27 protein-coding genes, 3 tRNA genes and 1 pseudogene are annotated in these 24,706 nt (G+C 51.5%); 17 read left to right on the forward strand and 14 right to left on the reverse strand.

Annotated elements, in window-relative coordinates:
- Nucleotides 1–27: 27 nt before the first annotated feature.
- The 7 genes from RT197_RS01030 to sdiA all read left to right on the forward strand — a co-directional run bounded on the left by RT197_RS01030 (nucleotide 28) and on the right by sdiA (nucleotide 5,908).
- Nucleotides 28–747 carry an RNA polymerase sigma factor FliA gene (locus RT197_RS01030; RefSeq protein WP_312946415.1) on the forward strand — a complete coding sequence of 240 codons (720 nt, stop codon included), beginning with the start codon at nucleotides 28–30 and terminating at the stop codon, nucleotides 745–747.
- Between the two features lie 64 nt (nucleotides 748–811).
- The gene (fliZ, locus tag RT197_RS01035) at nucleotides 812–1,363 is read left to right on the forward strand and encodes a flagella biosynthesis regulatory protein FliZ (RefSeq protein ID WP_312946418.1); all 552 of its coding nucleotides are present in this window, start codon (nucleotides 812–814) and stop codon (nucleotides 1,361–1,363) included.
- Between the two features lie 87 nt (nucleotides 1,364–1,450).
- Nucleotides 1,451–2,251 (forward strand): cystine ABC transporter substrate-binding protein, encoded by an 801-nt coding sequence (gene tcyJ / locus RT197_RS01040; protein WP_312946421.1) that lies wholly within the window; start codon nucleotides 1,451–1,453, stop codon nucleotides 2,249–2,251.
- 97 nt (nucleotides 2,252–2,348) lie between these two features.
- Nucleotides 2,349–3,335, forward strand: a complete 987-nt coding sequence (dcyD, locus tag RT197_RS01045; protein ID WP_312946423.1) for a D-cysteine desulfhydrase — start codon at nucleotides 2,349–2,351, stop codon at nucleotides 3,333–3,335.
- Between the two features lie 20 nt (nucleotides 3,336–3,355).
- Nucleotides 3,356–4,024 carry a cystine ABC transporter permease gene (gene tcyL / locus RT197_RS01050; RefSeq protein ID WP_312946425.1) on the forward strand — a complete coding sequence of 223 codons (669 nt, stop codon included), beginning with the start codon at nucleotides 3,356–3,358 and terminating at the stop codon, nucleotides 4,022–4,024.
- The gene (tcyN, locus tag RT197_RS01055) at nucleotides 4,021–4,773 is read left to right on the forward strand and encodes an L-cystine ABC transporter ATP-binding protein TcyN (protein WP_312946427.1); all 753 of its coding nucleotides are present in this window, start codon (nucleotides 4,021–4,023) and stop codon (nucleotides 4,771–4,773) included. Before tcyL ends, tcyN begins: the two co-directional genes overlap by 4 nt.
- Nucleotides 4,774–5,185: 412 nt before the next feature.
- A complete protein-coding gene (sdiA, locus tag RT197_RS01060; protein ID WP_312946428.1) occupies nucleotides 5,186–5,908 on the forward strand; it encodes a transcriptional regulator SdiA in 723 nt (240 codons plus the stop codon).
- Nucleotides 5,909–5,977: 69 nt separating this feature from the next.
- Here sdiA and RT197_RS01065 read toward each other — a convergent pair whose 3' ends face one another.
- Nucleotides 5,978–6,202, reverse strand: coding sequence for a DUF2594 family protein (locus tag RT197_RS01065; RefSeq protein WP_312946430.1), 225 nt, complete (start codon nucleotides 6,200–6,202; stop codon nucleotides 5,978–5,980).
- A 427-nt stretch (nucleotides 6,203–6,629) separates the two neighbouring features.
- Here RT197_RS01065 and uvrY point away from each other — a divergent pair, with 427 nt between their 5' ends.
- From uvrY to RT197_RS01095, 6 genes are all read left to right on the forward strand, one after another.
- Nucleotides 6,630–7,286 carry a UvrY/SirA/GacA family response regulator transcription factor gene (gene uvrY, locus RT197_RS01070; RefSeq protein ID WP_312946432.1) on the forward strand — a complete coding sequence of 219 codons (657 nt, stop codon included), beginning with the start codon at nucleotides 6,630–6,632 and terminating at the stop codon, nucleotides 7,284–7,286.
- Nucleotides 7,283–9,115 carry an excinuclease ABC subunit UvrC gene (gene uvrC, locus RT197_RS01075; protein WP_312946433.1) on the forward strand — a complete coding sequence of 611 codons (1,833 nt, stop codon included), beginning with the start codon at nucleotides 7,283–7,285 and terminating at the stop codon, nucleotides 9,113–9,115. The genes uvrY and uvrC overlap by 4 nt, the downstream gene beginning before the upstream one ends.
- A 57-nt stretch (nucleotides 9,116–9,172) precedes the next feature.
- Nucleotides 9,173–9,721, forward strand: a complete 549-nt coding sequence (gene pgsA / locus RT197_RS01080; RefSeq protein ID WP_312946434.1) for a CDP-diacylglycerol--glycerol-3-phosphate 3-phosphatidyltransferase — start codon at nucleotides 9,173–9,175, stop codon at nucleotides 9,719–9,721.
- Between the two features lie 146 nt (nucleotides 9,722–9,867).
- A tRNA-Gly gene (locus RT197_RS01085) sits at nucleotides 9,868–9,943 on the forward strand.
- 38 nt (nucleotides 9,944–9,981) lie between these two features.
- Nucleotides 9,982–10,055 (forward strand) — tRNA-Cys (locus tag RT197_RS01090).
- Between the two features lie 12 nt (nucleotides 10,056–10,067).
- Nucleotides 10,068–10,154: transfer RNA gene (locus RT197_RS01095), tRNA-Leu, on the forward strand.
- A gap of 126 nt (nucleotides 10,155–10,280) precedes the next feature.
- Here RT197_RS01095 and RT197_RS01100 read toward each other — a convergent pair.
- From RT197_RS01100 to RT197_RS01110, 3 genes and pseudogenes are all read right to left on the reverse strand, one after another.
- Nucleotides 10,281–10,531: pseudogene (locus tag RT197_RS01100) on the reverse strand (integrase); the annotation flags it as partial.
- Nucleotides 10,532–10,896: 365 nt separating this feature from the next.
- Nucleotides 10,897–12,225 carry an MFS transporter gene (locus RT197_RS01105; RefSeq protein WP_312946436.1) on the reverse strand — a complete coding sequence of 443 codons (1,329 nt, stop codon included), beginning with the start codon at nucleotides 12,223–12,225 and terminating at the stop codon, nucleotides 10,897–10,899.
- A 193-nt stretch (nucleotides 12,226–12,418) separates the two neighbouring features.
- On the reverse strand, nucleotides 12,419–13,579 hold the full coding sequence (locus RT197_RS01110; protein WP_312946438.1) for an L-talarate/galactarate dehydratase: 1,161 nt from the start codon (nucleotides 13,577–13,579) through the stop codon (nucleotides 12,419–12,421).
- Between the two features lie 105 nt (nucleotides 13,580–13,684).
- Here RT197_RS01110 and RT197_RS01115 point away from each other — a divergent pair, with 105 nt between their 5' ends.
- A complete protein-coding gene (locus RT197_RS01115) occupies nucleotides 13,685–14,584 on the forward strand; it encodes a LysR family transcriptional regulator (RefSeq protein WP_312946439.1) in 900 nt (299 codons plus the stop codon).
- A gap of 280 nt (nucleotides 14,585–14,864) precedes the next feature.
- Here RT197_RS01115 and RT197_RS01120 read toward each other — a convergent pair whose 3' ends face one another.
- Nucleotides 14,865–15,611, reverse strand: coding sequence for an alpha/beta hydrolase (locus tag RT197_RS01120; protein ID WP_312946441.1), 747 nt, complete (start codon nucleotides 15,609–15,611; stop codon nucleotides 14,865–14,867).
- A 273-nt stretch (nucleotides 15,612–15,884) separates the two neighbouring features.
- Nucleotides 15,885–16,241, reverse strand: a complete 357-nt coding sequence (locus RT197_RS01125) for a helix-turn-helix domain-containing protein (RefSeq protein WP_312947547.1) — start codon at nucleotides 16,239–16,241, stop codon at nucleotides 15,885–15,887.
- A 140-nt stretch (nucleotides 16,242–16,381) separates the two neighbouring features.
- Here RT197_RS01125 and RT197_RS01130 point away from each other — a divergent pair, with 140 nt between their 5' ends.
- On the forward strand, nucleotides 16,382–17,815 hold the full coding sequence (locus tag RT197_RS01130; RefSeq protein WP_312946442.1) for an MFS transporter: 1,434 nt from the start codon (nucleotides 16,382–16,384) through the stop codon (nucleotides 17,813–17,815).
- Nucleotides 17,816–18,070: 255 nt separating this feature from the next.
- On the opposite strand, the gene RT197_RS01135 is transcribed toward RT197_RS01130, so the two are convergent.
- From RT197_RS01135 to RT197_RS01155, 5 genes are all read right to left on the reverse strand, one after another.
- A complete protein-coding gene (locus tag RT197_RS01135) occupies nucleotides 18,071–18,559 on the reverse strand; it encodes a tetratricopeptide repeat protein (RefSeq protein WP_312946444.1) in 489 nt (162 codons plus the stop codon).
- Between the two features lie 272 nt (nucleotides 18,560–18,831).
- Nucleotides 18,832–19,539, reverse strand: a complete 708-nt coding sequence (locus tag RT197_RS01140) for a helix-turn-helix transcriptional regulator (protein ID WP_312946445.1) — start codon at nucleotides 19,537–19,539, stop codon at nucleotides 18,832–18,834.
- Entirely contained in the window at nucleotides 19,536–19,928 is a 393-nt protein-coding gene (locus RT197_RS01145) for an amino acid-binding protein (RefSeq protein WP_312946447.1), read from the reverse strand. The genes RT197_RS01140 and RT197_RS01145 overlap by 4 nt, the downstream gene beginning before the upstream one ends.
- Nucleotides 19,921–20,244: an antibiotic biosynthesis monooxygenase gene (locus RT197_RS01150; RefSeq protein ID WP_312946450.1), complete on the reverse strand. Its 324-nt coding sequence runs from the start codon at nucleotides 20,242–20,244 to the stop codon at nucleotides 19,921–19,923. Before RT197_RS01150 ends, RT197_RS01145 begins: the two co-directional genes overlap by 8 nt.
- Nucleotides 20,245–20,943: 699 nt before the next feature.
- Entirely contained in the window at nucleotides 20,944–21,201 is a 258-nt protein-coding gene (locus RT197_RS01155) for a bacteriocin immunity protein (RefSeq protein WP_312946452.1), read from the reverse strand.
- A gap of 150 nt (nucleotides 21,202–21,351) precedes the next feature.
- On the opposite strand from RT197_RS01155, the gene RT197_RS01160 reads away from it, so the two are divergent.
- Nucleotides 21,352–21,585, forward strand: coding sequence for a PTS sugar transporter subunit IIB (locus RT197_RS01160; protein ID WP_312947548.1), 234 nt, complete (start codon nucleotides 21,352–21,354; stop codon nucleotides 21,583–21,585).
- 12 nt (nucleotides 21,586–21,597) lie between these two features.
- Here RT197_RS01160 and RT197_RS01165 read toward each other — a convergent pair whose 3' ends face one another.
- Both RT197_RS01165 and RT197_RS01170 read right to left on the reverse strand, forming a co-directional pair.
- Nucleotides 21,598–22,086 (reverse strand): PTS transporter subunit EIIC, encoded by a 489-nt coding sequence (locus RT197_RS01165; protein WP_312947549.1) that lies wholly within the window; start codon nucleotides 22,084–22,086, stop codon nucleotides 21,598–21,600.
- A gap of 7 nt (nucleotides 22,087–22,093) precedes the next feature.
- Nucleotides 22,094–22,291 (reverse strand): hypothetical protein, encoded by a 198-nt coding sequence (locus tag RT197_RS01170; RefSeq protein WP_312946454.1) that lies wholly within the window; start codon nucleotides 22,289–22,291, stop codon nucleotides 22,094–22,096.
- Between the two features lie 332 nt (nucleotides 22,292–22,623).
- Here RT197_RS01170 and RT197_RS01175 point away from each other — a divergent pair, with 332 nt between their 5' ends.
- Nucleotides 22,624–23,298 (forward strand): YecA family protein, encoded by a 675-nt coding sequence (locus tag RT197_RS01175; protein WP_312946455.1) that lies wholly within the window; start codon nucleotides 22,624–22,626, stop codon nucleotides 23,296–23,298.
- A gap of 8 nt (nucleotides 23,299–23,306) precedes the next feature.
- On the opposite strand, the gene tyrP is transcribed toward RT197_RS01175, so the two are convergent.
- Nucleotides 23,307–24,515 carry a tyrosine transporter TyrP gene (gene tyrP, locus RT197_RS01180; protein ID WP_409529662.1) on the reverse strand — a complete coding sequence of 403 codons (1,209 nt, stop codon included), beginning with the start codon at nucleotides 24,513–24,515 and terminating at the stop codon, nucleotides 23,307–23,309.
- Nucleotides 24,516–24,706: the final 191 nt, after the last annotated feature.

Below are 24,706 nucleotides of genomic sequence, written 5' to 3' on the forward strand. Positions count from 1 at the left end.
AACTCAATTAACGCAGGGCTGTTTATCGTGAATTCACTCTATACCGCTGAAGGTGTAATGGATAAACACTCGCTATGGCAGCGTTATGTACCTCTGGTGCGTCATGAAGCATTGCGCCTTCAGGTGCGCTTGCCAGCGAGCGTGGAACTGGACGATCTGCTTCAGGCGGGTGGCATTGGGTTATTAAATGCCGTTGAACGATATGATGCTCTGCAAGGAACGGCATTTACAACTTACGCAGTGCAACGCATTCGCGGGGCGATGCTGGACGAATTGCGCAGTCGCGACTGGGTGCCGCGCAGCGTTCGGCGCAACGCGCGTGAAGTGGCGCAGGCAATGGGTCAACTGGAACAGGCGCTGGGACGTAACGCAACGGAAACCGAAGTTGCGCAGCATCTCGGCATTGCGGTTGAAGATTATCGTCAGATGCTGCTGGATACCAATAACAGCCAGCTCTTCTCCTGGGATGAATGGCATGAAGAGCACGGTGATGGTATCGAGCTGGTGTCTGATGAACATCAACGCGAAAACCCGCTCCAGCAACTGCTGGACAGCAATCTGCGCCAGCGCGTGATGGAGGCTATCGAAGCCCTCCCGGAACGCGAGCAGCTGGTGCTGACGCTGTACTACCAGGAAGAGCTGAATCTCAAAGAGATCGGCGCGGTCCTTGAAGTCGGCGAGTCGCGGGTCAGCCAGTTGCACAGTCAGGCCATTAAACGTCTGAGGAGCCGCCTGGGTAAGTTATAGGCTTGCGGTGAATTCACCGCGCCTGAAAAAGTGCCGCACAATGCAATGACAACCAGGAGTTATCATGACGGTGCAGCAGGTTAAAAGACGGCCTTTAAGCCGCTATTTGAAGGATTTTAAACACAGCCAGACGCATTGCGCCCACTGCCAAAAATTGCTCGACCGCATCACGCTGGTCCGGGCGGGCGAAATCGTCAACAAAATTGCCATCTCGCGTCTCGATACGTTAATTGATGACGAGACCTGGCAGCGTGAACAGCAAAACTGGGTCGCGTTATGCCGCTTTTGTGGCGATCTCCACTGCAAAACGCAGAGCGATTATTTTGACATCCTCGGTTTCAAGCAATATCTCTTCGATCATACCGACATGAGCCACGGCACCGTGCGCGAATACGTGGTACGTCTGCGTCGTCTCGGCGCGCATCTGAACGAACAGCATATCTCCCGGTCGCTGCTGAAAGAGGGCTATCTTGATGAAAATCTCGAGCCCTGGCTGCCGACCACCAGCACCAATAACTATCGCATCGCCCTGCGTAAATATGTGCAGTTCCAGTCCTGGCAGCCGCTGGCTGATACGCAGGCGCTCGCGCAACCTGAAGTTTGTGATATATATTAAAAGTGAATAAGTTGTAGCGGACAGGTATTTGCGATTAAACGCTAACGCCTTACATTACAATCAGTTTTTTCTACTTTTGGGGCAAATATGAAACTAGCACTTCTGGGTCGTCAGGCGCTGATGGGCGCGATGGCTGTAGCATTGATGGCAGGCGTTAGCGCGAAAACCTTCGCCGATGAGGGTTTGCTGAATAAAGTCAAAGAACGCGGCACCCTGCTGGTAGGGCTGGAAGGCACCTATCCGCCGTTCAGCTTTCAGGGGGATGACGGCAAACTGACCGGTTTTGAAGTGGAATTTGCCGAACAGCTGGCGCAGCATCTGGGCGTGAAAGCGTCCCTCAAGCCGACCAAATGGGACGGTATGCTGGCCTCGCTGGACTCCAAACGTATTGATGTGGTGATTAACCAGGTCACCATCTCCGACGAGCGCAAAAAGAAATACGATTTCTCCACGCCGTACACCATTTCCGGTATTCAGGCGCTGGTGAAGAAGGGCGCTGAAGCGCAGATCAAAAGCGCGGCAGACCTGAAAGGCAAAAAAGTGGGCGTGGGCCTCGGCAGTAACTATGAAGAGTGGCTGCGTCAGAACGTACAGGGCGTGGATATCCGCACCTACGATGACGATCCGACAAAATACCAGGATCTGCGCGTAGGCCGTATTGACGCCATTCTGGTCGACCGTCTGGCAGCGCTGGACCTGGTGAAGAAAACCAACAACACGCTGGCGGTGACCGGCGAAGCCTTCTCCCGTCAGGAAGCGGGCGTGGCGTTGCGTAAAGGCAACGACGACCTGCTGAAAGCGGTGGATGGTGCGATTGCCGATATGCAGAAAGACGGCAGCCTGAAAGCGCTCTCCGAAAAATGGTTCGGCGCTGACGTGACTCAATAAGCCTGCACCGATCCACAATGAGGCGCTGATACCAGCGCCTTTTTTTTATTTCTCGCCCGCAGCGTGCATAATAAAAAGAAATTCGTCAGGAGGTTACATGTCTCTGCATAACTTAACCCGCTTTCCCCGTCTGGAACTGATCGGCGCGCCCACGCCGCTGGAATACCTGCCGCGTCTGTCCGATCACCTGGGACGCGAAATTTTCATCAAGCGCGATGACGTCACCCCGATGGCGATGGGCGGTAATAAACTGCGCAAGCTGGAGTTCCTGGCGGCAGATGCGCTGCGCGAAGGGGCTGATACCCTCATCACCGCAGGCGCGATCCAGTCAAACCACGTTCGTCAGACGGCGGCGGTGGCGGCAAAATTAGGTCTGCACTGCGTGGCGCTGCTGGAAAATCCGATTGGCACCCGCGCGGAAAATTATCTGACAAACGGCAACCGGCTGCTGCTGGATCTGTTTAACGTACAGGTGGAAATGTGCGATGCCCTGGATAACCCTGACCAGCAGCTTAGCGAACTGGCGACCCGCCTCGAAGCGCAGGGTTTTCGTCCTTATAGTGTTCCGGTTGGCGGCTCGAATGCGTTGGGTGCGCTGGGGTATGTGGAGAGCGCGCTGGAAATCGCCCAGCAGTGCGAAGGCGCGGTCAATATCTCGTCGGTGGTGGTGGCTTCCGGCAGCGCAGGAACCCACGCCGGGCTGGCGGTGGGGCTGGAGCAATTAATGCCGGAAGCCGAACTGATTGGAGTGACGGTGTCACGTAAAGTCGCCGATCAATTGCCTAAGGTGGTTACGCTGCAACAGGCCATCGCGCAAAGTCTGGAACTGACCGCCTCGGCGCAAATTACGCTCTGGGATGATTATTTTGCTCCCGGCTACGGCACGCCGAATGAAGAAGGTCAGGAAGCGGTCAAACTGCTGGCGCAGCTGGAAGGGATTTTACTGGACCCGGTTTATACCGGCAAAGCGATGGCGGGCCTGATTGACGGCATCAGCCAGAACCGCTTCAGGGATGATGGCCCGATCTTATTTGTTCATACCGGCGGCGCGCCTGCGCTGTTCGCCTATCATCCGCACGTCTAACCATCAGGCTACTGACCATAATGCAAGAGAGTCTACAACTGATCGTCGATTCCGCCCCTTTCCTGCTGCGAGGGGCGGTCTTTACCCTGCAACTGAGTATTGGCGGAATGTTTTTCGGCCTGCTGCTGGGCTTTATCCTCGCGTTAATGCGCATGTCGCCGCTGCGAGTGGTGCGCTGGCTGGCCCGCTTTTATATCTCCATTTTTCGCGGCACGCCGCTGATTGCCCAGCTGTTTATGATTTATTACGGGCTGCCGCAGTTTGGCATTGAGCTGGATCCGATCCCGGCGGCGATGATTGGTTTATCCCTGAATACCGCAGCGTATACGTCTGAAACGCTGCGTGCGGCTATCTCGTCTATCGACAAAGGGCAGTGGGAAGCAGCCGCCAGTATCGGCATGACGCCTTACCAGACCCTGCGGCGGGCGATTTTACCGCAGGCGGCGCGGGTGGCGCTGCCGCCGCTGGGCAACAGCTTTATCAGCCTGGTGAAAGACACCTCTCTGGCCGCGACGATCCAGGTGCCGGAACTGTTCCGTCAGGCACAGCTGATTACCTCGCGCACGCTGGAGGTGTTCACCATGTATCTGGCGGCATCGCTGATTTACTGGGTGATGGCGACGGTGCTGTCCAGCCTGCAAAACCACTTCGAGCATCGGTTAAACCGTCAGGAGCGAGATCCAAAATGAGCGCCATTGAAGTCAAAAATTTGCTGAAAAAATTTCACGGGCAAACGGTGCTGCACGGTATCGACCTTGAGGTGGAAGAGGGGGAAGTAGTGGCGATTATCGGTCCCAGCGGCTCCGGTAAAACCACTCTGCTGCGCAGTATCAACCTGCTGGAGCAGCCAGAGGGCGGCACCATCCGGGTGGGCGATATTACCGTTGACACCGCGCGTGCGCTCGGCAAGCAAAAGGATAATATTCGCCGTCTGCGTCAGCATGTGGGCTTTGTCTTCCAGAGCTTTAATCTGTTTCCGCATCGCACCGTGCTGGAAAATATCATCGAAGGCCCGGTGATCGTCAAAGGTGAAAACAAACAGGAAGCCACCGCTCGCGCCCGGCAGCTGCTGGCGAAGGTCGGACTGGTGGGTAAAGAAAACAGCTACCCGAAACGGCTTTCCGGTGGGCAACAGCAAAGGGTAGCGATTGCCCGCGCGCTGGCGATGCGCCCGGATGTGATCCTCTTTGACGAGCCTACGTCGGCGCTCGATCCTGAACTGGTGGGAGAAGTACTGAACACCATCCGCCAGCTGGCGCTGGAGAAGCGCACCATGGTGATTGTGACCCACGAAATGAGCTTCGCCCGCGACGTGGCGGACCGGGCGATCTTTATGGATCAGGGACGCATCGTTGAGCAGGGCGATGCAAAAACGCTGTTTACTGCCCCGCAACAGCCGCGCACCCGGCAGTTCCTCGAAAAATTCCTCAGCCGTTAGGCTCTCTCCCGCGCATCCACAGGGCAGCGGATGCGCGAGGCTTATTTAGCGATGTAAATTAACGATCTTTACTTTTATATACAACGGGTTGGCTTGCAGATTGCCTGAAGACGATTGCAAAGGATGGCCTTTGGGTTATCACCCTTCGAATGGAAATTTAACTTAAGTCTGACTGATGGATTAACATTAAGCGCATAACCCCTCTGCGTATAAGATTATCCTTTCACCCGTTTGGCATTTACGCTGAAATATCAATCATCCCGCGCATTTTGCTTTCATTAACCACGATGGACTTCGTTTGCCGCTCCGTTTATTGAGACGGAACTGATATTTTATATTTATAAATAAGATTTATGTGTTAGGTTAGATTATTCATAATAATTATTGATGTGCAGGGGAATTATTAGCAGTTATGAGGGAGAATGACTTTTTTGCGTGGCGGCGGGAAATGCTGCATCGTTTTCAGACGGTGACAGCGGCAGAAGAGGTTTATAACCTTCTGCAACAACAAACACAGTGGCTGCAATTCGATTACTTTGCGCTGTGTGTAAGGCATCCTGTGCCTTTTACCCGACCTAAAATAACACTCCACGGGAGTTATCCGGCGTCCTGGCTGAAGCATTACCAGGCAGAGAACTATTTCGCCATCGATCCGGTACTCAAAACCCACAATTATCAGCACGGGTGTCTGAGCTGGAACGATGACCTGTTCAGCGACGCCATGAACCTGTGGGATGCCGCGCGCGATCACGGTCTGCGTAAAGGCATTACCCAGTGCGCGATGATGCCTAATCATGCGACCGGTTTTCTGTCTGTCTCCAGCCAGTATCCGAACGATAAAGTGGTGAGCGACGATGAGATTGAACTGCGGCTGCGGATTTTAATTGAGCTGAGCACCGAAGCGCTGCTGCGTCTTAACGACGATATGGTGATGTCGCCGGAGATGAAGTTCAGCAAGCGTGAGCTGGAGATCCTGAAGTGGACAGCGGAGGGGAAAACCTCCGCAGAAATCGCCATGATTTTGTCTATTTCCGAAAATACGGTCAACTTCCATCAGAAGAACATGCAGCGCAAATTCAACGCGCCGAATAAAACGCAAATTGCCTGTTATGCCGTGGCGATTGGAGTGATCTGAACAAACACCTGCGTTCTGCGTGCCAGACGTCAAACCGGCTTTGAGCCAGGCTCTCAGCCGGTTAACCTGCTACTGACGGTAACCCTGTTTAATCTGCTTAACCGTACTGGTGAAAATAGCGGCCAGATTCGGGTCTTCAATTTCGGCGATTTGCCGTTCCATCTTCAGGACCACACGGCCTGCATCGGCCTGTCCCATCGCCTGTAGCATTAGCGTAAGCATCGCCTTCAGACAGGAGACTTCCAAAGCCAGTTGCTGAGTATTCTCAGAAGTGGAAAAATCGGGTGCGCTCATTTATTTTCCTCGTGTGATTCCTGCGCGCTGGCGCGACGTTAAAAGCAAAGGCGGCGGAGTATATCACAAGCCGGGGCGAAAAATGGAGTGGTTGTTTTTTGATCGCCAACCGGACGGCAGTGACGAATAAGTACACCGTCGGCAAGTTTAAACAGGGTATCTAATAATTGTTTTTTTGTTCTCATTGCGTTAATTAATGTTACATGTCTGCTTCACTATTTTTCATCTTATTAAACCGAAGATGAAAAAAACTCAGCTGCCTACCGTCATCCCAGGCTTGCGCCGTGCCTGAAGCGCTCTTTAATTAACAAAAACGCGAGCAAAATCTTATCTCCGCCATTTTTGCGTTTCAATGTTAGTCTGAAAACCGTTAATATATGGGTAATTTGTTGTTTGTCGCGTTATCCCTTTTCAGGAGATTATTCCTTTGATCAACGTTTTTCTTGTTGATGACCACGAGCTGGTGCGCGCAGGGATACGACGCATTCTTGAAGATATTAAGGGTATAAAAGTAGTCGGCGAAGCCTGTTGCGGTGAGGATGCCGTAAAATGGTGTCGGACTAACGCCGTCGACGTGGTGCTCATGGATATGAACATGCCCGGCATCGGTGGGCTGGAGGCGACGCGCAAAATCGCCCGCGCCTGCGTAGATACCAAAGTCATCATGCTCACCGTGCATACTGAAAACCCACTGCCCGCCAAAGTCATGCAGGCGGGTGCGGCGGGATATCTGACTAAAGGAGCGGCTCCACAGGAAGTGGTCAGCGCCATTCGTTCAGTCTTTTCAGGTCAGCGTTATATCGCTTCAGACATTGCTCAACAAATGGCGCTAAGTCAGATTGAGCCTGAAACCACCGATTCTCCCTTTGCCAGTTTGTCTGAACGCGAATTGCAGATTATGCTGATGATTACCAAAGGTCAGAAGGTCAATGAGATCTCAGAGCAACTGAATCTCAGTCCTAAAACGGTGAACAGCTATCGCTACCGGATGTTTAGCAAATTAAACATTCACGGCGATGTCGAGCTGACTCATCTGGCAATCCGCCATGGCCTGTGTAATGCGGAGTCGTTAGCAAATCTGTGAGTGATGTGTTTGATTCAAAAGCTTTTCTGAAAACGGTTACCAGCCAGCCCGGCGTTTATCGCATGTATGATGCTGGCGGTACCGTTATCTATGTGGGTAAAGCCAAAGACCTGAAAAAACGCCTGTCCAGCTACTTCCGTGGCAATCTTTCCTCGCGTAAAACGGAAGCCCTGGTCGCCCTTATTGCGCAGATAGACGTGACGGTAACCCATACGGAAACCGAGGCGCTGCTGCTCGAACACAACTACATCAAGCTTTATCAGCCACGCTATAACGTTTTACTGCGTGATGATAAGTCTTACCCGTTTATTTTTCTTAGCGGCGATACCCATCCGCGACTGGCGATTCACCGTGGCGCAAAACATGCCAAAGGCGAATATTTTGGCCCGTTTCCCAACGGCTATGCCGTGCGTGAAACCCTGGCGCTGCTGCAAAAGATTTTCCCCGTTCGCCAGTGCGAGAACAGCGTGTATCGCAACCGTTCGCGCCCGTGCCTGCAATATCAAATCGGGCGTTGCCTGGGGCCGTGCGTTGAAGGCCTGGTGAGTGAAGAAGAATACGCGCAGCAGGTCGGATACGTGCGCCTGTTTCTTGCCGGGAAAGACGATCAGGTTCTGACCCAACTCATCGGGCGGATGGAGCAGGCCAGCCAGAATCTCAATTTTGAAGAGGCGGCACGCATCCGCGATCAAATTCAGGCGGTGCGCAGGGTGACGGAGAAACAGTTCGTCTCCAACAACGGCGACGATCTCGATGTGATCGGCGTTGCTTTTGACGCGGGCATGGCTTGCGTACACGTCCTGTTCATCCGTCAAGGGAAAGTGCTGGGTAGCCGCAGCTACTATCCTAAAATTCCAGGCGGGACGGAACTGGGCGAAGTGGTGGAAACCTTTGTCGGCCAGTTTTACCTGCAGGGTAGTCAGATGCGCACGCTGCCGGGCGAGATCCTGCTCGACTTTAATCTGAGCGATAAAACCCTGCTGGAAGAGTCGCTGACGACGCTTGCCGGGCGGCGCGTGAACGTTCAGACTAAACCGCGCGGCGACCGCGCGCGCTATCTGAAGCTGGCGCGGACCAATGCGGCCACGGCGCTGTCCACCAGGCTGTCGCAGCAGTCCACCATCCATCAGCGGCTGGCGGCGCTGGCAGAGGTACTCAAACTGCCTGAAGTCAGAAGGATGGAGTGTTTCGACATCAGCCATACGATGGGCGAGCAGACCGTTGCCTCCTGCGTGGTATTTGACAGCAATGGCCCCCTGCGCGCGGAATACCGGCGCTACAACATCACCGGCATTACGCCGGGCGATGACTATGCGGCCATGAACCAGGTTTTACGCCGCCGCTACGGTAAGGCGATTGAAGAAAGTAAAATCCCGGACGTGATCCTGATTGATGGCGGTAAAGGCCAGCTTGGTCAGGCTAAAGCGGTATTTGCTGAGCTTGACGTGACCTGGGATAAGCATCATCCGATTCTGCTGGGCGTTGCGAAAGGCACTGACCGTAAAGCCGGGCTGGAAACGCTGTTCTTTGAGCCGGAAGGGGAGGGATTCAACCTGCCGCCGGATTCCCCGGCGCTGCATGTGATCCAGCATATCCGCGATGACTCGCACGATCATGCGATTAGCGGCCACCGGAAAAAACGCGCTAAAGTCAAAAACACCAGCTCGCTGGAAACAATTGAAGGCGTGGGACCGAAGCGTCGACAGATGCTGCTAAAATACATGGGCGGATTGCAGGGGTTGCAGAATGCAAGCGTCGAAGAGATCGCAAAAGTACCGGGTATATCGCAAGGTCTGGCAGAAAAGATCTTCTACTCGTTGAAACATTAGGTGCTCTGTAGCAACATAGGGCTAATTTTTACTAACAACAAACAGTTACCTGTCACTATGCAATTTAATATCCCTACGTTGCTTACATTGTTTCGCGTGATCCTGATTCCTTTTTTCGTGCTCGCGTTTTATCTTCCGTTCGTCTGGGCACCGTTTGCCTGTGCGCTGATTTTTCTCGTTGCGGCGGTGACCGACTGGTTCGACGGTTTTCTCGCCCGCCGCTGGAATCAAAGCACGCGATTTGGCGCGTTTCTCGACCCGGTTGCCGATAAAGTGCTGGTCGCCATTGCGATGGTGCTGGTGGCGGAGCACTATCATAGCTGGTGGGTCACGCTGCCTGCGGCAACCATGATCGCCCGTGAGATTATCATTTCTGCGCTGCGTGAGTGGATGGCGGAGCTGGGTAAACGCAGCAACGTCGCGGTCTCATGGATCGGTAAAGTCAAAACCACCGCCCAGATGGTGGCACTGGTATGGCTGCTGTGGCGTCCGAACGAGTGGGTGACCTGGGCAGGCATCGCGCTGTTCTTCGTGGCGGCGGTCCTGACGTTATGGTCAATGCTGCAATACCTGAATGCCGCGCGCAGCGATTTGCTTGAACCGTGATCGTTTCGCCGTAAATTTCAGCAAACGATCTACGGTTGCGAAAAATATCGTTGACTCAGTGCGTCAGGTAAGTAGAATGCAACGCATCGAACGGCAGCTAAGAATGCCGGACGGTAATAAAATCAAGTGATTAAAAGCTTGATACTGCGGGAATAGCTCAGTTGGTAGAGCACGACCTTGCCAAGGTCGGGGTCGCGAGTTCGAGTCTCGTTTCCCGCTCCAGTTAAAAACATCGGCAGTTGCGGGTGTTAAGCAGTTTTGGCGCGTTAGCAAAGCGGTTATGTAGCGGATTGCAAATCCGTCTAGTCCGGTTCGACTCCGGAACGCGCCTCCAATTTTTTCCCGCGCCCGGGTGGTGAAATCGGTAGACACAAGGGATTTAAAATCCCTCGGCGTTCGCGCTGTGCGGGTTCAAGTCCCGCCCCGGGCACCATGGGAAACAAGTAGAATAATCAAAGCAATAAGCAGTGTCGTGAAACCACCTTCGGGTGGTTTTTTTGTGGCATTTTTTTCGTTTCACCATATTTTCGCCATTCAGCTTCGCCATATGAAGAGGGCATTACTGCCCTCCGATCACCGGTACGATCGAAACTTTCCTGTTATAGCGAGCCGTTTGTGACACGTTTTTATGCCCTGATATTTCTCTTTATCGTTCAGTGAACCTTTTAGATCTGAAATCCCTTGTGCTTTGGGGTCATGAAAAGTGAACTGAAAATCGAAGGCCGGAAACTTTTCAGCAGCAGCCTTTTTGGCTTTCATCCACTGAGCATTGAACGCATCGCGCGTATAGCGAGATCCCGATTGTTGGTGAGGGTGAGGTGTTGGACGAAGTTAACGTCGTCGGCGTCGTGACGTTTTTTATCCATCGCACGAAAGAGAATGCCCGCCCGGTTATGGAAAGGGACATGAATGGGGCAAAACAGATGACTTAGCGTGGCCCTACACAAGCAGGGCTTTTGTCTGCAAAGAGCGAAAAGCGGACAGCCAATGAAACAACTACAGGGCGGGATCGCCCACCGGTTCGGGGTCATTCTACTATGAATGTTGACGCTGGATTATAAACTTCTATTGATGCATTGAATGCAACAATAAGTCGTTAGCTACCGGAACAATCTTTCTTTGCTTGTAAAGTTGTAAAGATACCCGGTAAGCAGAATTTACCGGGCATCATGACATTACATCTTCAATTCCATTCGGCTGATTTTGCCCACCACCAGTAGATAGCAGAGCATGGCGGCAATCGCCGACGCGCCAACGAAAATCAGGGCGCTGTTGAACGAATGCATCTCTTTGACCATATAGCCAATCACCAGCGGCGTCACTATGGAGGCCACGTTGCCGAACGCGTTAAAGAGACCGCCACACATGCCTGCCGCTTCTTTCGGGGCCACATCGGAGATCACCGTCCAGCCCAGCGCGCCGAAGCCCTTGCCAAAAAAGGCCAGCGCCATCAGAGACACTACCACCACGTGGCTTTCAATGTAGTTACACAGGATTAATGAGGTTGCCAGCAGCATCCCGAAAACGATAGGAATTTTGCGCGCGGCGGTGAGACTCATCCCTCTTTTCAGCAGCCAGTCTGAACATACGCCACCCAGAATACCCCCCACGAAGCCACAAATAGCCGGAACAGAGGCGATAAACCCGACGTTCAGAATCGACATCCCACGCTGCTGAACCAGATAAATCGGGAACCAGGTCAGGAAGAACCAGGTAATGGAGTTAATAAAATACTGCCCAAGGAATACGCCCATTAACATGCGGTTGGTCAGCATCTGTTTCACGGAGGTCCAGCCGCCGGAGGTTTTCTTCGCTGCCGATTTGGTGTCCATATCGATAATGGCACCACCGTCGGTAATGTATTTCAGCTCCTGCTGGGAAATCATCGGGTGCTCGCTCGGGTTATGCACGTAGCGAACCCATATAAAGGTGAGAATAAAGCCGATAATACCCATCACGGTGAAGACATGCTGCCAGCCCCAGGCAAAGGTCAGCCAACCCAGCAGCGGGGAAAAGAGCGCGAGGGCGAAATACTGCCCGGCGTTAAAACAGGCCGTGGCGGTGGCGCGTTCATTGGTCGGGAACCAGGCGGCAACAATGCGGGCGTTCGCCGGGAAAGATGGAGCTTCGGAGAAACCCAGCATAAAGCGCAGGAAAAACAGGCTGATAACGGTCCAGGCGAGTGGCATTAACTCAACAAAGCCTTGCAGGAAGGTGAAAAACGACCAGAAGAACAGGCTCCAGGTGTAGACCCTTTTCGAGCCGTATTTATCCAGTAGCCAACCGCCGGGGATTTGCATGATCAAGTATGCCCAACCAAAGGCTGAGAAAATCAGTCCCATGTCGCCAGGATCAAGTCCTAACTCTTTGGCAACGGAACTTCCGGCAATGGATAAGGTTGCGCGATCGGCATAGTTGACGCTGGTTATGATAAAGACGATGACTAATATAATGTAACGCACATGGCTTTTTTGTTTTCGTAATGATGATGTATTGCTGGTCATTGAAAACCTCTTTACAGGGTACAGTGTTCTATCTATTTATTTTCAAAACAACCCACGCCAATACAGATAAAGAATAAAGAAAAGAAAAATACAGAGCGCGTTTTCAGGCGTGCCCTGCCGAAGGAATATTCCCGGGGTGCTCAATAAGTTGCCAGTCTGTATAACAGCTTCGGGTTATCACACAGATTTGTTATTAATGACGTTTGCCAGTTTCAAAGCTTGCCACCGTCCAGGCGGTGGTTTGGTCGTGCAGCGACAGGCCAAGACCCGGACGTGTCGGCACTATCATCTGGCCATGGCGAATTTCCAGACGTTCGTTAAAGACCGGCTCCAGCCACTCGAAATGTTCCACCCAGGTTTCGTGGGCGTAGGCGGCAGCCAGATGTATGTGAATTTCCATAACGAAGTGCGGTGCCATCATCAGACCGTGGTCTTCTGCCATCTGTTGCACTTTCAGGAACGGAGTGATACCGCCAACGCGCGGGGCGTCGTGCATCACCAAATCTACCGCACCCTGATGAATATATTCGGCCACTTCGCTCGCGCTGGTGAGCATCTCGCCGGTGCCGACTGGCGTCACCAGATTGGAAGAGAGCATACAGTGGCCTTCCACATCGTAGGCATCCAGCGGCTCTTCAATCCATTGCAGGTTGTACTGTTCCATCGCCATGCCCATCCGCAGGGCGGTGGTGCGATCCCACTGCTGGTTGACGTCGACCATAAGCGGCGTGTCGTCGCCCAGCGCTTTGCGAATGGCGTCAACGCGTTGCAGATCCTGACGACGATCCGGGTGGCCGACTTTCATTTTGATGCCGCCGATACCGCATGCCAGAGAGGCCTGGGATTTGTCGATAATTTCGTCTACCGATGCCTGCAGATACCCGCCGGAGGTGTTGTAGCAACGCACTTCGTTACGCTGAGCGCCCAGTAATTTTGCCAACGACAAGTTGGCGCGTTTGGCTTTCAGATCCCACAGGGCGGTATCAAACGCGGCAATGGCTTGTGTCGCCAGGCCGCTACGGCCGACGGATGCGCCTGCCCAAACCAGTTTGCTCCACAGGCGGGAAATGTCGTTCGGATCTTCGCCAATCAGCAGTGGGGCCATCTCTTTGGCGTGGCTGAATTGTGCCGGGCCGCCGTTACGCAGTGTGTAGGTAAAACCCAGGCCGCGATAACCCTGTTCGGTTTCGATTTCCGCAATCAGCAGCGCCACATCCTTCAGCGCATTCTGGCGGCCGGTCAGGACTTTTGCATCACTCACCGCCGTGTTCAGCGGGACATTAACAGAAGAGAGTTTAATCCAGCTGATACGGTCAAAAGCGTTAGTCTGGGCAAGGGTATTCTGTGTAGACATAGACGAACCTTATATTTCATGTTGTTGAGGGCTTTACCAGATTGCGCCTGTGGACTCATACTGTCTAATCCAATCAAAGAATTGATTTATGCCGGATTTGTATAAATGTTTGAGTTAAGCCAACTGAGATTTTTCCTCGCCGTTGCTACCGAACTGAATTTTTCGCGCGCAGCAAAACGGTTAAATATGACGCAACCTCCACTCAGCAGGCAGATCCAGCTGCTGGAACATCAACTGGGTGTTGAACTTTTTGAGCGCACAACTCGAACAGTGGTGCTTACGGCCGCTGGCAGGAGATTTTTTATCGAGGCGCAGGATTTATTGCAACGCTCGCATGTGGCGATGCTGAACGTGCAGAAGATGTCGCAGGGCGATATCGGCTCGGTAGAAATCAGCTTTGTGGCGAGCGCAGTTTATGCATTTTTGCCGATGGTAGTGGCCAGGGGCAAAGAGCGTTATCCGCACATTGATATCTCGCTCAAGGAGATGACCACCGGTGAGCAATTCGAAGCTCTGCGCCTGCGTCAAAGCGATATTGGCCTTGTGCGTGCCCCTTCGGCTTTGACCGGTGTGAGCAGTGAAATTCTGGTGAGTGAGCCGTTTGTGCTGGCGGTACCACGTCAGCATGAACTGGCGAAACTGTCGGATATTACAATTACCCATCTCGATAAGCAGCCGTTTATTATGTATGCGTTATCCACCTGGCAGCCATTTTATGAACTGCTGACCGGGATGTTCCGTTCGAATAACATTCAACCGGATTATGTGCAATATATTGGCTCAACGCTGACAATTCTCTCACTTGTAAACGCCGGTATGGGTATGGCATTCGTCCCGGAAAGTGCTTCGCGTATTTTGTTTAATGATATCGTCTATCGCCGTATTACCTTGCCCGCCGGGATTGAGAGCCTGCTGTATCTGGCCTGGCGCGAGGACAATGATAATCCTGCCTTTAAAGTGATGCTTGAATTGATAAAATTATCAATGGTTCCAAAGATGGAATGATATTCTCCCCATAAATAAACATAAAACGATGCTATCATGTCCACTTTGGCACGGAGCGGACGAGCTAATTGATCTGAAGGTCCGCTGTGAGCGAAAAGCGGAAGTTGGGTTAGCCGGAGTACAGGAACTCCCACAAGAGTCAGGGCCAGTTAAGCGGGATACAGCTTAACCTTCAGAACTATATGCATATGACCGCCGGTAAAGAATCACTTCCCATCGTACAGACATCTCAACGCAATAAGTGAAGGCGGTTTCCTGGCGAATAATTAAATAAAGCAATTTATTTGCAAAATTCTGATAACGTTCCTGCAAGAGCCCCAGGATTTTCCCATGACATACAGTGTCCACATGTCGGTAAAATAACCGTTGATATACCAGAGGCAGTTAGGTAGGTGAAATCATCATCAGGCAGAGAATACTCACCGAATATCAGCTGTTTCTCAATAGGAAGTTGAATAAATAAATCCTTCCAGTTATTGCCTGATATAAGGCTCGCAGCTCCACGCCATACCGCCCACGGTGCATCGACATCAAGGCTGGCTGACCAGGGAGTGGAGTCCTGTGCCACCATTTGTTGCCACCCGCTGTCGATAAATTCATCCTCGCCGTAGCTACAAATCTTTTTACTGAAAAAACCACCACCGGGATGAAAATTAGGTTCGGATACGACTATCCCCAACAGGTACTCTTTGAGTAAACCTGCCGCTTCGATACTGATACAGCCTCCCATACTGTGCCCATAGAGGTAGCAATGCTTGATACCCAGATGCACAACAAACTCGGCAACCACGCTAGCCTGATCAGAAATTGAGTAACTATAATCCCTGGGCTTTTGGCTATATCCGCAGCCAGGTAAATCAATGAGAATGGCCCTTCTGCCACCAAAAAGAGGGTCTGTTACAACGCGTGGATATTCGTAGGAGGAGGCACAACCTAATCCATGAACAAAGAGCACCGGCGCTCCCGTACCGGGGAAGTCGTGCCAACGCACAAGGCAATTAGCAGTGGATGATAAAAAAGAGTTCATTTTTTTATCCTTTAGATAAACAGTGATGAGCAGCTTGCCGTTATTTTTTTAAGTTGACCTGAAACCACCAGAACAAGCTGTACATAACAAGGGGGATAATTTTTACCTGTTTTTTTATACAGCTAAATGGATCATGAGTCAATCTGACATAGCAGTCCGCTCATGGCACGGAGCGGATAATCGCAGGGTGCTGAACGTACGCTCTGAGCGAAAAGCGAATTGAAGAAATATCGAATTCGGACTGTGAGTCACTTTCAGTCTTGCATCCGTATCCTATTTTGAAGATAGCTGTGGCAGATTTTTTGTAGTCGACTCTTGTGTGAGAGCATCATTTTTAACTGCGCCCAACAGGGCATCAAGGAGGCCGGGAAAACGCGCATCGAGATCTTCCCGACGCAGCGACAATAAGTTTTCTCGCCCGAAGGGGCGCTGCCAGATCACACCACTGTCGCGCAATACACGCCAGTGGTGAGTCAGCGTCGATTTGGGAATGCCACTCAGCACCGCGCTACAGGCATGTTCGCCTCCGCCAGCAAGCACACGTACCACTGTCAGGCGTAATGGATTTCCCAAAGCGGCCAGCACATTCTCAATACGAATTAGTTCTCTGTCAGGGTGGTTAGCAAGCATCAGCTTTTCCATAGAGTAGTTAACATACCTCCATCCTACGTTAAATTTTATCAGTTGACTAATGTACGAGTACATACATACATTAAATGTACGTATGTACTCGTACATTAGTGTTTATAAATTAAGACGGAGATTGTTCTATGTCCACATCCACAATGGATTCAGGTGCCCGACGTTTACAAAACTGGAGCCTTGCGCTGCTGGCGTTCGCCCAGCTCATTTACTCACTGGATATAAATATTGTATTTGTAGCACTGCCGGAAATTGGTGCCGGGCTGGGGTTTTCTGAGCAGACTCTCCAGTGGGTTGTCAGTGCCTATACGGTATGTTGCGGAGGTTTTTTACTTTTCGGTGGTCGGGCTGCCGATCTGCTGGGGCAACGTCGCGTATTTATTTGCGCATTATGGCTATATGCATTTTCTTCGCTTGCAGGCGGTTTAGCGTGGGAGCCTGTAGTTATCGTTATAGCGCGTGCCCTACAAGGCATAGGCGCCGCATTACTTTTTCCGTCCACGCTGTCACTTATAAACAGACTTTTTGAGGAAGGACCTTCACGGAACCGGGCACTGGCTGTCTGGGGCGGCGCAGGCGCAAGCGGTCTCACTCTGGGATCGCTTGCCGGAGGAGTACTCACCAGTGCGTATGGCTGGCCGTCGGTATTTTTCGTCAACGTTATACTGGCAGCCATCGCGATTTGTGCTGCTTTTTATGTGTTACCGAAAGACAGCCTCAGGAATAAGCGCCACAGTTTTGATTTTCCAGGCGCTGTAACGGTGACAGTGGGCGCCACCCTGCTGGTATACGCTCTGGTTCAGGGACCTGAAGACGGCTGGCTCTCAGGACATATTCTTTTCTCTCTGAGTCTGGCCGCTATGTCTCTGCTGCTGTTTGTGACTACTGAGGCCCGTAGCCAGGATCCACTGATGCCGTTACGGTTATTCAGAAACCGCAGTCTGGTTACAGGCATGGCGATGACATTTATTTATATGGGAACCTTTGGCGCACTGCCTTATTTCCTGACGATTCTGTTTCAGAGTGTTATGGGTTACAGCGCTTTACAAACGGGTCTGGCATTTATTATTCCTTCGCTGGCAATCTTTGCCGGAACGCAGCTCGGCGCTCGGCTCGCAAATCGTCTGCCGGTGCGCACAGCATTACTTATTGGTTTTTTAATGGGTATTACGGGTACGCTGGCCCTGGCACCGGCAGCATTTTCTGGTGCATCTTATTTGAACATAATGCCGGGACTGGTCATTTCAGGAGCAGGGCAGGGTATTGTATGGACGGCAATGTGGATAGCTTCGGGCTCAGGCGTACCGCATAACGAGCAGGGGATCGCTTCAGGTATGGCTTCTACAACGCTGAATGTGGGTAATGCGATTGGTATTGCTGTGCTGATAGCACTATCCGGGATCGGGAGTGAGAGCCTGCAACGGGAAACCTCTGTGAGCAGTCTTGAAAATGCCTTACAGCTGGCTTTTTATCTTGCTGCGGCCGGACAGGTTGCGGGGCTTTTTGTTTCCCGTCTGTTGCCTCGTAACGCGGCCAATGGTTTATCAACAGCATCTGCGTAATTGGCAATCAAACCTCTTCTGTACCTGCTTATGCACATAAAACAAGCGCCTCACAGACCCGCTATCAGGCGGGTTTTCTGAAAATAATCTTCAGCATCGCTGACTTAAGCAGTCAGGTGCGTGAGAAATTTAACGGCTGCTTTAACAGCCTGTACGTGAATGTTCGCTTCTGGCACGGAACGGACAGAAAGCAAGGTCCGCTATGAGCGAACAGCAGGCATTATACCTGCTAAGGTATTTCAGGACTCCCCCACTTCATATTGGCTTCGGATATTCAGCGTTAACATATTCTAATAGAGTTTTAAAATAGGGACGCACTGCCTCTATCGATGGGCTTTCGAGTATAAGTACAAATAGGAGCTTAATTGCATCATCCTTTCTGCCGAGAGAGGACAAGCACAAAGCATAGAAAGGAATGACTTCTAATGCCTCAGGGTATTTCCTGTGTAACTGACTAAAAATATTTTCTGCTTTCTGTAAATCACCGAGACATCTATAAGTACAGGCCAAACCAAAAGTAGCGTCAAATATTTGATCATCAGGCATTTTTTCTTTCAAAGACAACGCGTAATAGTTAAGCGCGTCCTTCTCCATTCCCTGATTGTCATATGACCAAGCTATATTCAGATAAATTGATCCTTTATCTTCAAATGAATCAACTAGCGAGAATAAAAGACTCCTGCTTTCTTCAAATTTCCCCTGTTTCCTCAATTCAATTGCATGGCTTACCAAATCAGAATTCATGATTATCTCCATAAATGATCCACTATAAGTAAACTACGCTAAAAAATCATGTTTGCAACGCGCACTTCTGGCACAAAGCTGCCTGTTATGCTGTAACTGTGTGCCAGACATCGACAGGCTGTTTTGAGCGAAAAGCGGGCCTGGTGACAGGCGGCAGAAATTAGACAGGGTCTGTCAGATAATCATTCATGTCGGACTAAAGTAAGGTGCGGCATTGAACGTGAAGCCACCCGGGGTAGTCTGCTCTAACACATCAGGTGCATGATGTGGACTCAGATGACTTTCACATTAAACAGCCGAAACATTGCACTCCTTCCACTGTCGGTCACATTTACTTCACGATATCCCGGCGTGCGCGTTATCCATTCTTTTTGCAGGAAAAGCGTCATCAGTGCTGAGCCGGCGTCACCTCCAGGATGGAAACGTCTTTCGCTCCAGTCGAGGCAGGGACATGAAGGTTTACGACGCGGGCGTGAATTAAGCACTGCGCCAAGTTTTTCAAAATGGGCTTTGCCGACTGACGTCAGCGCCACGCCATCAGCCTCAAGCCATTTTTCCCGCAGCATAAAGTCATAAATATTAACAGCAAGCTCGCCTGCCAGGTGGTCATAGCAGGTACGTGCGTAACGAAGATATACCGGCGTACTGGATGGGGGCGTCGGATGTGTATGCATGGAAACCCCCATCAGGTTTTCCAGCAGTCCGGCAATATGATGGCCCGCAAGACTGTAATAACGGTGACGCCCCTGCGTCAGGCATATAACCAGCCCGTTGCTGAGAAGTCGGCTGAGATGTCCGCTGGTTGTGGATGCGGCAACGCCGGCGACAGCGCTGAGCTCAGTGGCTGTCCACGCGCGCCCGTCCATCAGTGCGCACAGGATACTGACCCTTGACGGATCAGACAGGGCAGAAGCAATCATTGCCATGGATGTTTCAAGAGCATCCGGCTCACTGTCGCGCTGTGTTTTCAGGAGAGTCATTCAGAAGGTATTTCCCACTTTTGGGTTATTTCAACTGCCCGGGAGTCATCATCCGTAATGAGAATGAGCCGGTTACTGTGGTCGCTGTACTGTACCAGAATATTAATACCGTTCTGGGCAAGTGTGTCAGCTATTTCTCCCAGTTCCCCCGGTCGCTTCTGGGGTAATTTTCTTACCAGAGGTCGCCGCACATTGCTGACCTCGAAACCAGCATCAGTCAGAATCTTGCGGGCTTTTTCACCGTCTTCAACAAGGAAATGCGCGTGTCCAGCTTCAGGTGTTGAGAACACACCGCCGCCTTCAAGTCCCACGCCGTTTTTGCCCAGCAAACTGCCCAGCGAGCCAAGCGAGCCCGGGGTATTTTTGAGAATAACGTGAAGGTCATACATGTTGAGTTGTTCCCTTATCAGAAGAGTAATCACGGAATACGCTGGCAATGCGTATTCTGTAGAATGAAAAAATTGACTGCTTTCCTTCCTTCTGGGCAGCCTGATGCATAACATTTCGCTTCCATCCGGCCACTGACTCCTCATCTTTCCACCATGACAAAGAAAGAATTTTTCCGGGCGTATTCAGACTCTGGAATCGCTCGATTGATATAAAGCCTGGTGTCTCTGACAATAATGGCTTCAGCTCGGCAGCAAGCTGAAGATATCTTTCCTGAGCCTCTGGCAGGGCGTCAGCCTCAAAAAGTACAGCAATCATTAGTCTGCTCCGTCGTTAATTTCCATTCAGTCTATTGACAACGAAAGTATAATGCTTCGGCCAGTAACGAAGTATGCATGCCGCGTTAAAAGGCTGTCAGAACGGAAAAGAGCTAATCGGGAGATGAACAGGAGGTTCAATGAGGGAAATGCGGGGCGGTACTAATTTAGAATGATTCATTCGCAACGTCCCCTTGATTAAGGATAGCGTTGCATCGACCCATTTAACTCACAGCACGGAGCGGACAGAGAATGGTAGCGAAGCTATTTATTTTTTTCACCATTGAATGTTTTCGAAATAAGTAATTACTTTTTTTTGTTAGATCAAGATTTACTGATTAATGGCGAAAAAATGGTGTTATTTATTGAAATATAAAATAATACGACTAATTTAAAATCCCTCGGCGTTCGCGCTGTGCGGGTTCAAGTGCCGCCCCGGGCACCACAGGAAATAAGCAGAATAATCAAAGCAATAAGCAGTGTCTTGAAACCACCTTCGGGTGGTTTTTTTGTGGCATTTTTTCGGCTTCGTTATTTTTTCGCCATTTGACCTCGTAATATGAAGAGGGCATTACTTTCCTCAACCACCGGATCGACTGATATCTTTCTGATATTGCCTGTTTTTCGTTCAGTGAGTTTATGAGAGCAGAGATACCTTTAAAAGAGGCTGATGTGATATAAAAAACATTGTGCTCAAAATTTATTCTGGTTTGAGTGCCGTTTTCCCGTTACCGGCTCTCCAGTTTTTCACAATTTCTACGATTTTTTCAGGTGTACTGTCCTGTACGGATTCGGGGTAATAAAAAAGATCGGATCCTGAAGGGTGTTCGGTTATCCTTTCGAATTCAAAAACAGCGGCGGTATGCTGTTGTTCTGATTGATAATCTGCCCGGCAAATCCTTTTTACAAAATCTAGAAATTCTCTTTCTGTATAGTCGGAAAAATTTCTTAAAGGCATTTATTTCCCCTTATGGCTATTTATGTGACGTTTTTAGTATTGATGCATCAGGTTTATCCATATTATAGACATCTTCCCCTGTAGAAAGACTAATCTGCTGATGTAGCTCTGTTTCACGTTCTGCCTTCCAAACCAGAGAGCTAAGCAGTGATGAAAGAAGCCTGCAAGGCGCTGGGCATTGAGGCGCAAATCAGGGCGACCTCGGCAAACAACTTTGTTGAATACGCCAAAAACACGGACATTCTGCTGCTGGCCCCGCAAATCTCATTCCTGGAGAACGATTTTCAGAAGAACTGGCCGCAGATCAGGCAAATGGTTATCATCGGCCTCAACTATGGCACGATGAACGGGCAAAACGTTGTTAAGCAGGCGCTGGCGCTGTAGTTTGCGCCGCCGTCAGGAGTTATCACACCACTGAAAGGCATAGTTAATGATATCAGGAATATCATCCCCGTTAGCATAGGCAAGCATATTTTCCTGCATACTGGCTAACAGACCCGGACGTAAAATAGAGGCGTTAATCACGCTCTGGTGAATGCCAATCGCAAAAAACAGACTGCCGACGGTGTAAATAAACAAAAAGCCCGTCAGGTCGGTGGTGATATTTTTCAGCGGCGTCTGGATAGTTAGCGCAATCAGGGCGTTAATGCCTTTTCCCAGCCAGTATTTTGCCGCAAAAGAAATCAAAGAAAAAATCAGCAGGGTAATGCATACCGGAATTAAGGCGTTGAAAGAGTCGATCACCGCAGGCGGCACCGAGCCGTTATTAGCGATAGTGATTTTCAGCCGATCGGACTTTAACAAGCGAATAAACACGCGGGTGACCAGCAGCCCGGTGATCATCCCCAGGAACATTCCCGACGTGCCGGTAGAAGAGTGAGACAGCCCCCCGTCACCAGCGCATTTTCTTTACCCGCCGACAGTGAGGCGCTGATGGTGTCCGGCATAAAACGATAACGGTAGCGACCGATAACAGTTTCGGCGCGATGGGATTCGCATGATTTTTATTCAGGCACAGATGCCAGGAAACGGCGGCAGCAATTAATACGCCGATAAAGTTCAGCGAGCCGTTAATTATCATCTCGCCCACGGTGCGCCAGTCGGAGAGTGCCGTTGGTGAGTGTACCGGTAGCCATTGCTGTTCCTCGTAAAAAGATAGTTACAGAGGAATAGCAAAGCGCGTGCCAGCTCAGTTTAAGCTTTTTTTACAATGAGTTGAGTCTGAGTGAGGCAAGTGTTTTAGGGTGTTTAGCCGCCGTGTCCGTAAACTCCGCCTGCGCCGCTAATAATGTAAACTTCTTCATACTCTGGCGCGCAGAAGGTATGCTGCGGGGTATATCTGTAATGACAGCGGAAATCGAAACGCTCTCTTCTTCAGCCGAACTTTCAATTTTAATAGCACACGCCAGCGAGGAAATCTTTATGAATACCGGGCCACTGAATGAAAAAGAGCTGGAATGGCTTGATGATGTCTTTATGAAGTATGGCAATGACGACAGCGTACTGGATGCCGCCGAACTGGACGGGCTGCTCACCGCCGTCCTCTCCGCGCCGCATGAAATCGAGCCGACCGACTGGCTGCTGGCTATCTGGGGCGGGGCGCACAACGTCCCGGAATGGGCCTCAGAGCGCGAAATGGAGCGTTTTATGGCGCTGTGCTTTCAGCATATGGGCGACATCGCCGACAGGCTGGAACTGTATCCTGAACAGTTTGAGCCGTTGTTCGGCACCCGCGAAGTGGAAGGGCAAGAATTCACCATCGTCGAAGAGTGGTGCTTTGGCTACATGCGCGGCGTTGCCCTGGCCGACTGGTCATCCTTACCGGAGTCATTGCAGCCCGCGCTGGATGCCATCGCTCTGCACGGGCTGGAAGCCAATTTTGACAAGCTCGATCTGCTGAGTCCTGAAGAGCACAGTGAAAGCATTGATCTCATCGCCCCCGCCGCCCTGAGCCTGTATACCTACTGGTCGGAAAACCCGGTCGCCGCGCCGCTTAAGCCCGTTGCGCAGCCGTTACGGGTTGAGAAAACCGTGGGGCGCAACGATCCTTGTCCGTGCGGCAGCGGCAAAAAGTTCAAACAGTGCTGCCTGCACTAAAAGCGCGATTAACTGATCGCAGGCAGCAGGCCTGCGGTTATCGAAAACTGGATGACGATCACCGCCACGCCACAGCCAAACACCAGCCACAGTACCGGCTGTCCGCCCGCCACACGATACCCCTTCGGATGATGCTTACGGCTTTGTCGCGCCAGCAGCGCCGGAACGATTAACGCCAGCACCGCCAGCGCCACGCCCGCATAGCCGAGCGCCAGCACGAAACCACGCGGGTAAAACAGCGCAAAGGCCAGCGGCGGCAGGAAGGTCAGCAGGCCGGTCTGCAAACGTCCGCTGGCGCTATTTTTACGCGCAAACAGATCGGCGAGATAGTCAAACAGCCCCAGCGTCACGCCAAGAAACGACGTGGCCAGCGCGAAATCTGCAAACAGATGCACCGCCAGCTCGACGTGCGGCGAGGCAACCACTTCGCGGATCGCCTGTAACAATCCGTTCAGCCCGGCATGGTTTGCCAGCAGGGCGGCGAAGGCGGGAGAGCCGATACTGCCGAGCGTCGCCAGTTGCCAGAACACGTAGGCCACCAGCGGAATAAAGCTGCCGACCATAAAAATCCGCCGCAGCTTTTTAATATCACCATGCATATAGCTGACGATGCTCGGCACGCTACCGTGAAAGCCGAATGAAGTAAAAATGACCGGGATCGCCGAAAGTGCCAGCCCTTTCTCCAGCGGCAGGGTCAACAGATTGACCTGATGAATATGCGGTAGCAGCAGCGCCAGCATCACCAGCAGCAGGATCGTTTTGGCGGTAAACAGAAAGCGGTTAAAGAGATCCACCAGCGACGTCCCGATGCATACCACCGCGCCGCCCACCAGGGTAAACAGCAGTACACCCGCCGCAGGCGGCAGGGGCATTCCCAGCCAGTCGGTCAGGCTGGATGAGAGCAGCTCGCCCGCGCCGCTGATATAGGCAGCGGTCAGGGCGTACATCAGAAACATCATGCTGAAGCCGGTAAGCCACTTACCGTATCGGCCCAGATAGCGCTGCGCCAGTGACCCCAGCCCGGTATCGGCGGGAACGTGCTGGTACACCTCCAGCAGCAGCAGGGCGGTATAACACATCAATGCCCATAAGCCGAAGAGTAAGCCCAGCGTTACACCAAACCCGGTGCCCGCTGCCGCCAGCGGCATTGCCAACATTCCTGCACCAATGGTGGTGCCCGCAACGATTAAAATACTTCCCAGAGCGCGGTTTCTCACGGATTCCTCTACATCCCATAGCCTTTACAGGCGAATAATGCGGCGCAGAGTATGCTAAATCGCTATTTTCGTCAAACGGATGTTACAGGCACTGTATTGTATTCTTTACAGTATTTATTGCGTCACTGTGAGCAAATCTGTCATAGCGCAAAATACGGCGATTCGTTCACCGCTATGCTGGGATTTTTCAG

The sequence above is a fragment of the Superficieibacter sp. genome, assembly GCF_032071645.1.
Lineage (GTDB): Bacteria > Pseudomonadota > Gammaproteobacteria > Enterobacterales > Enterobacteriaceae > Superficieibacter.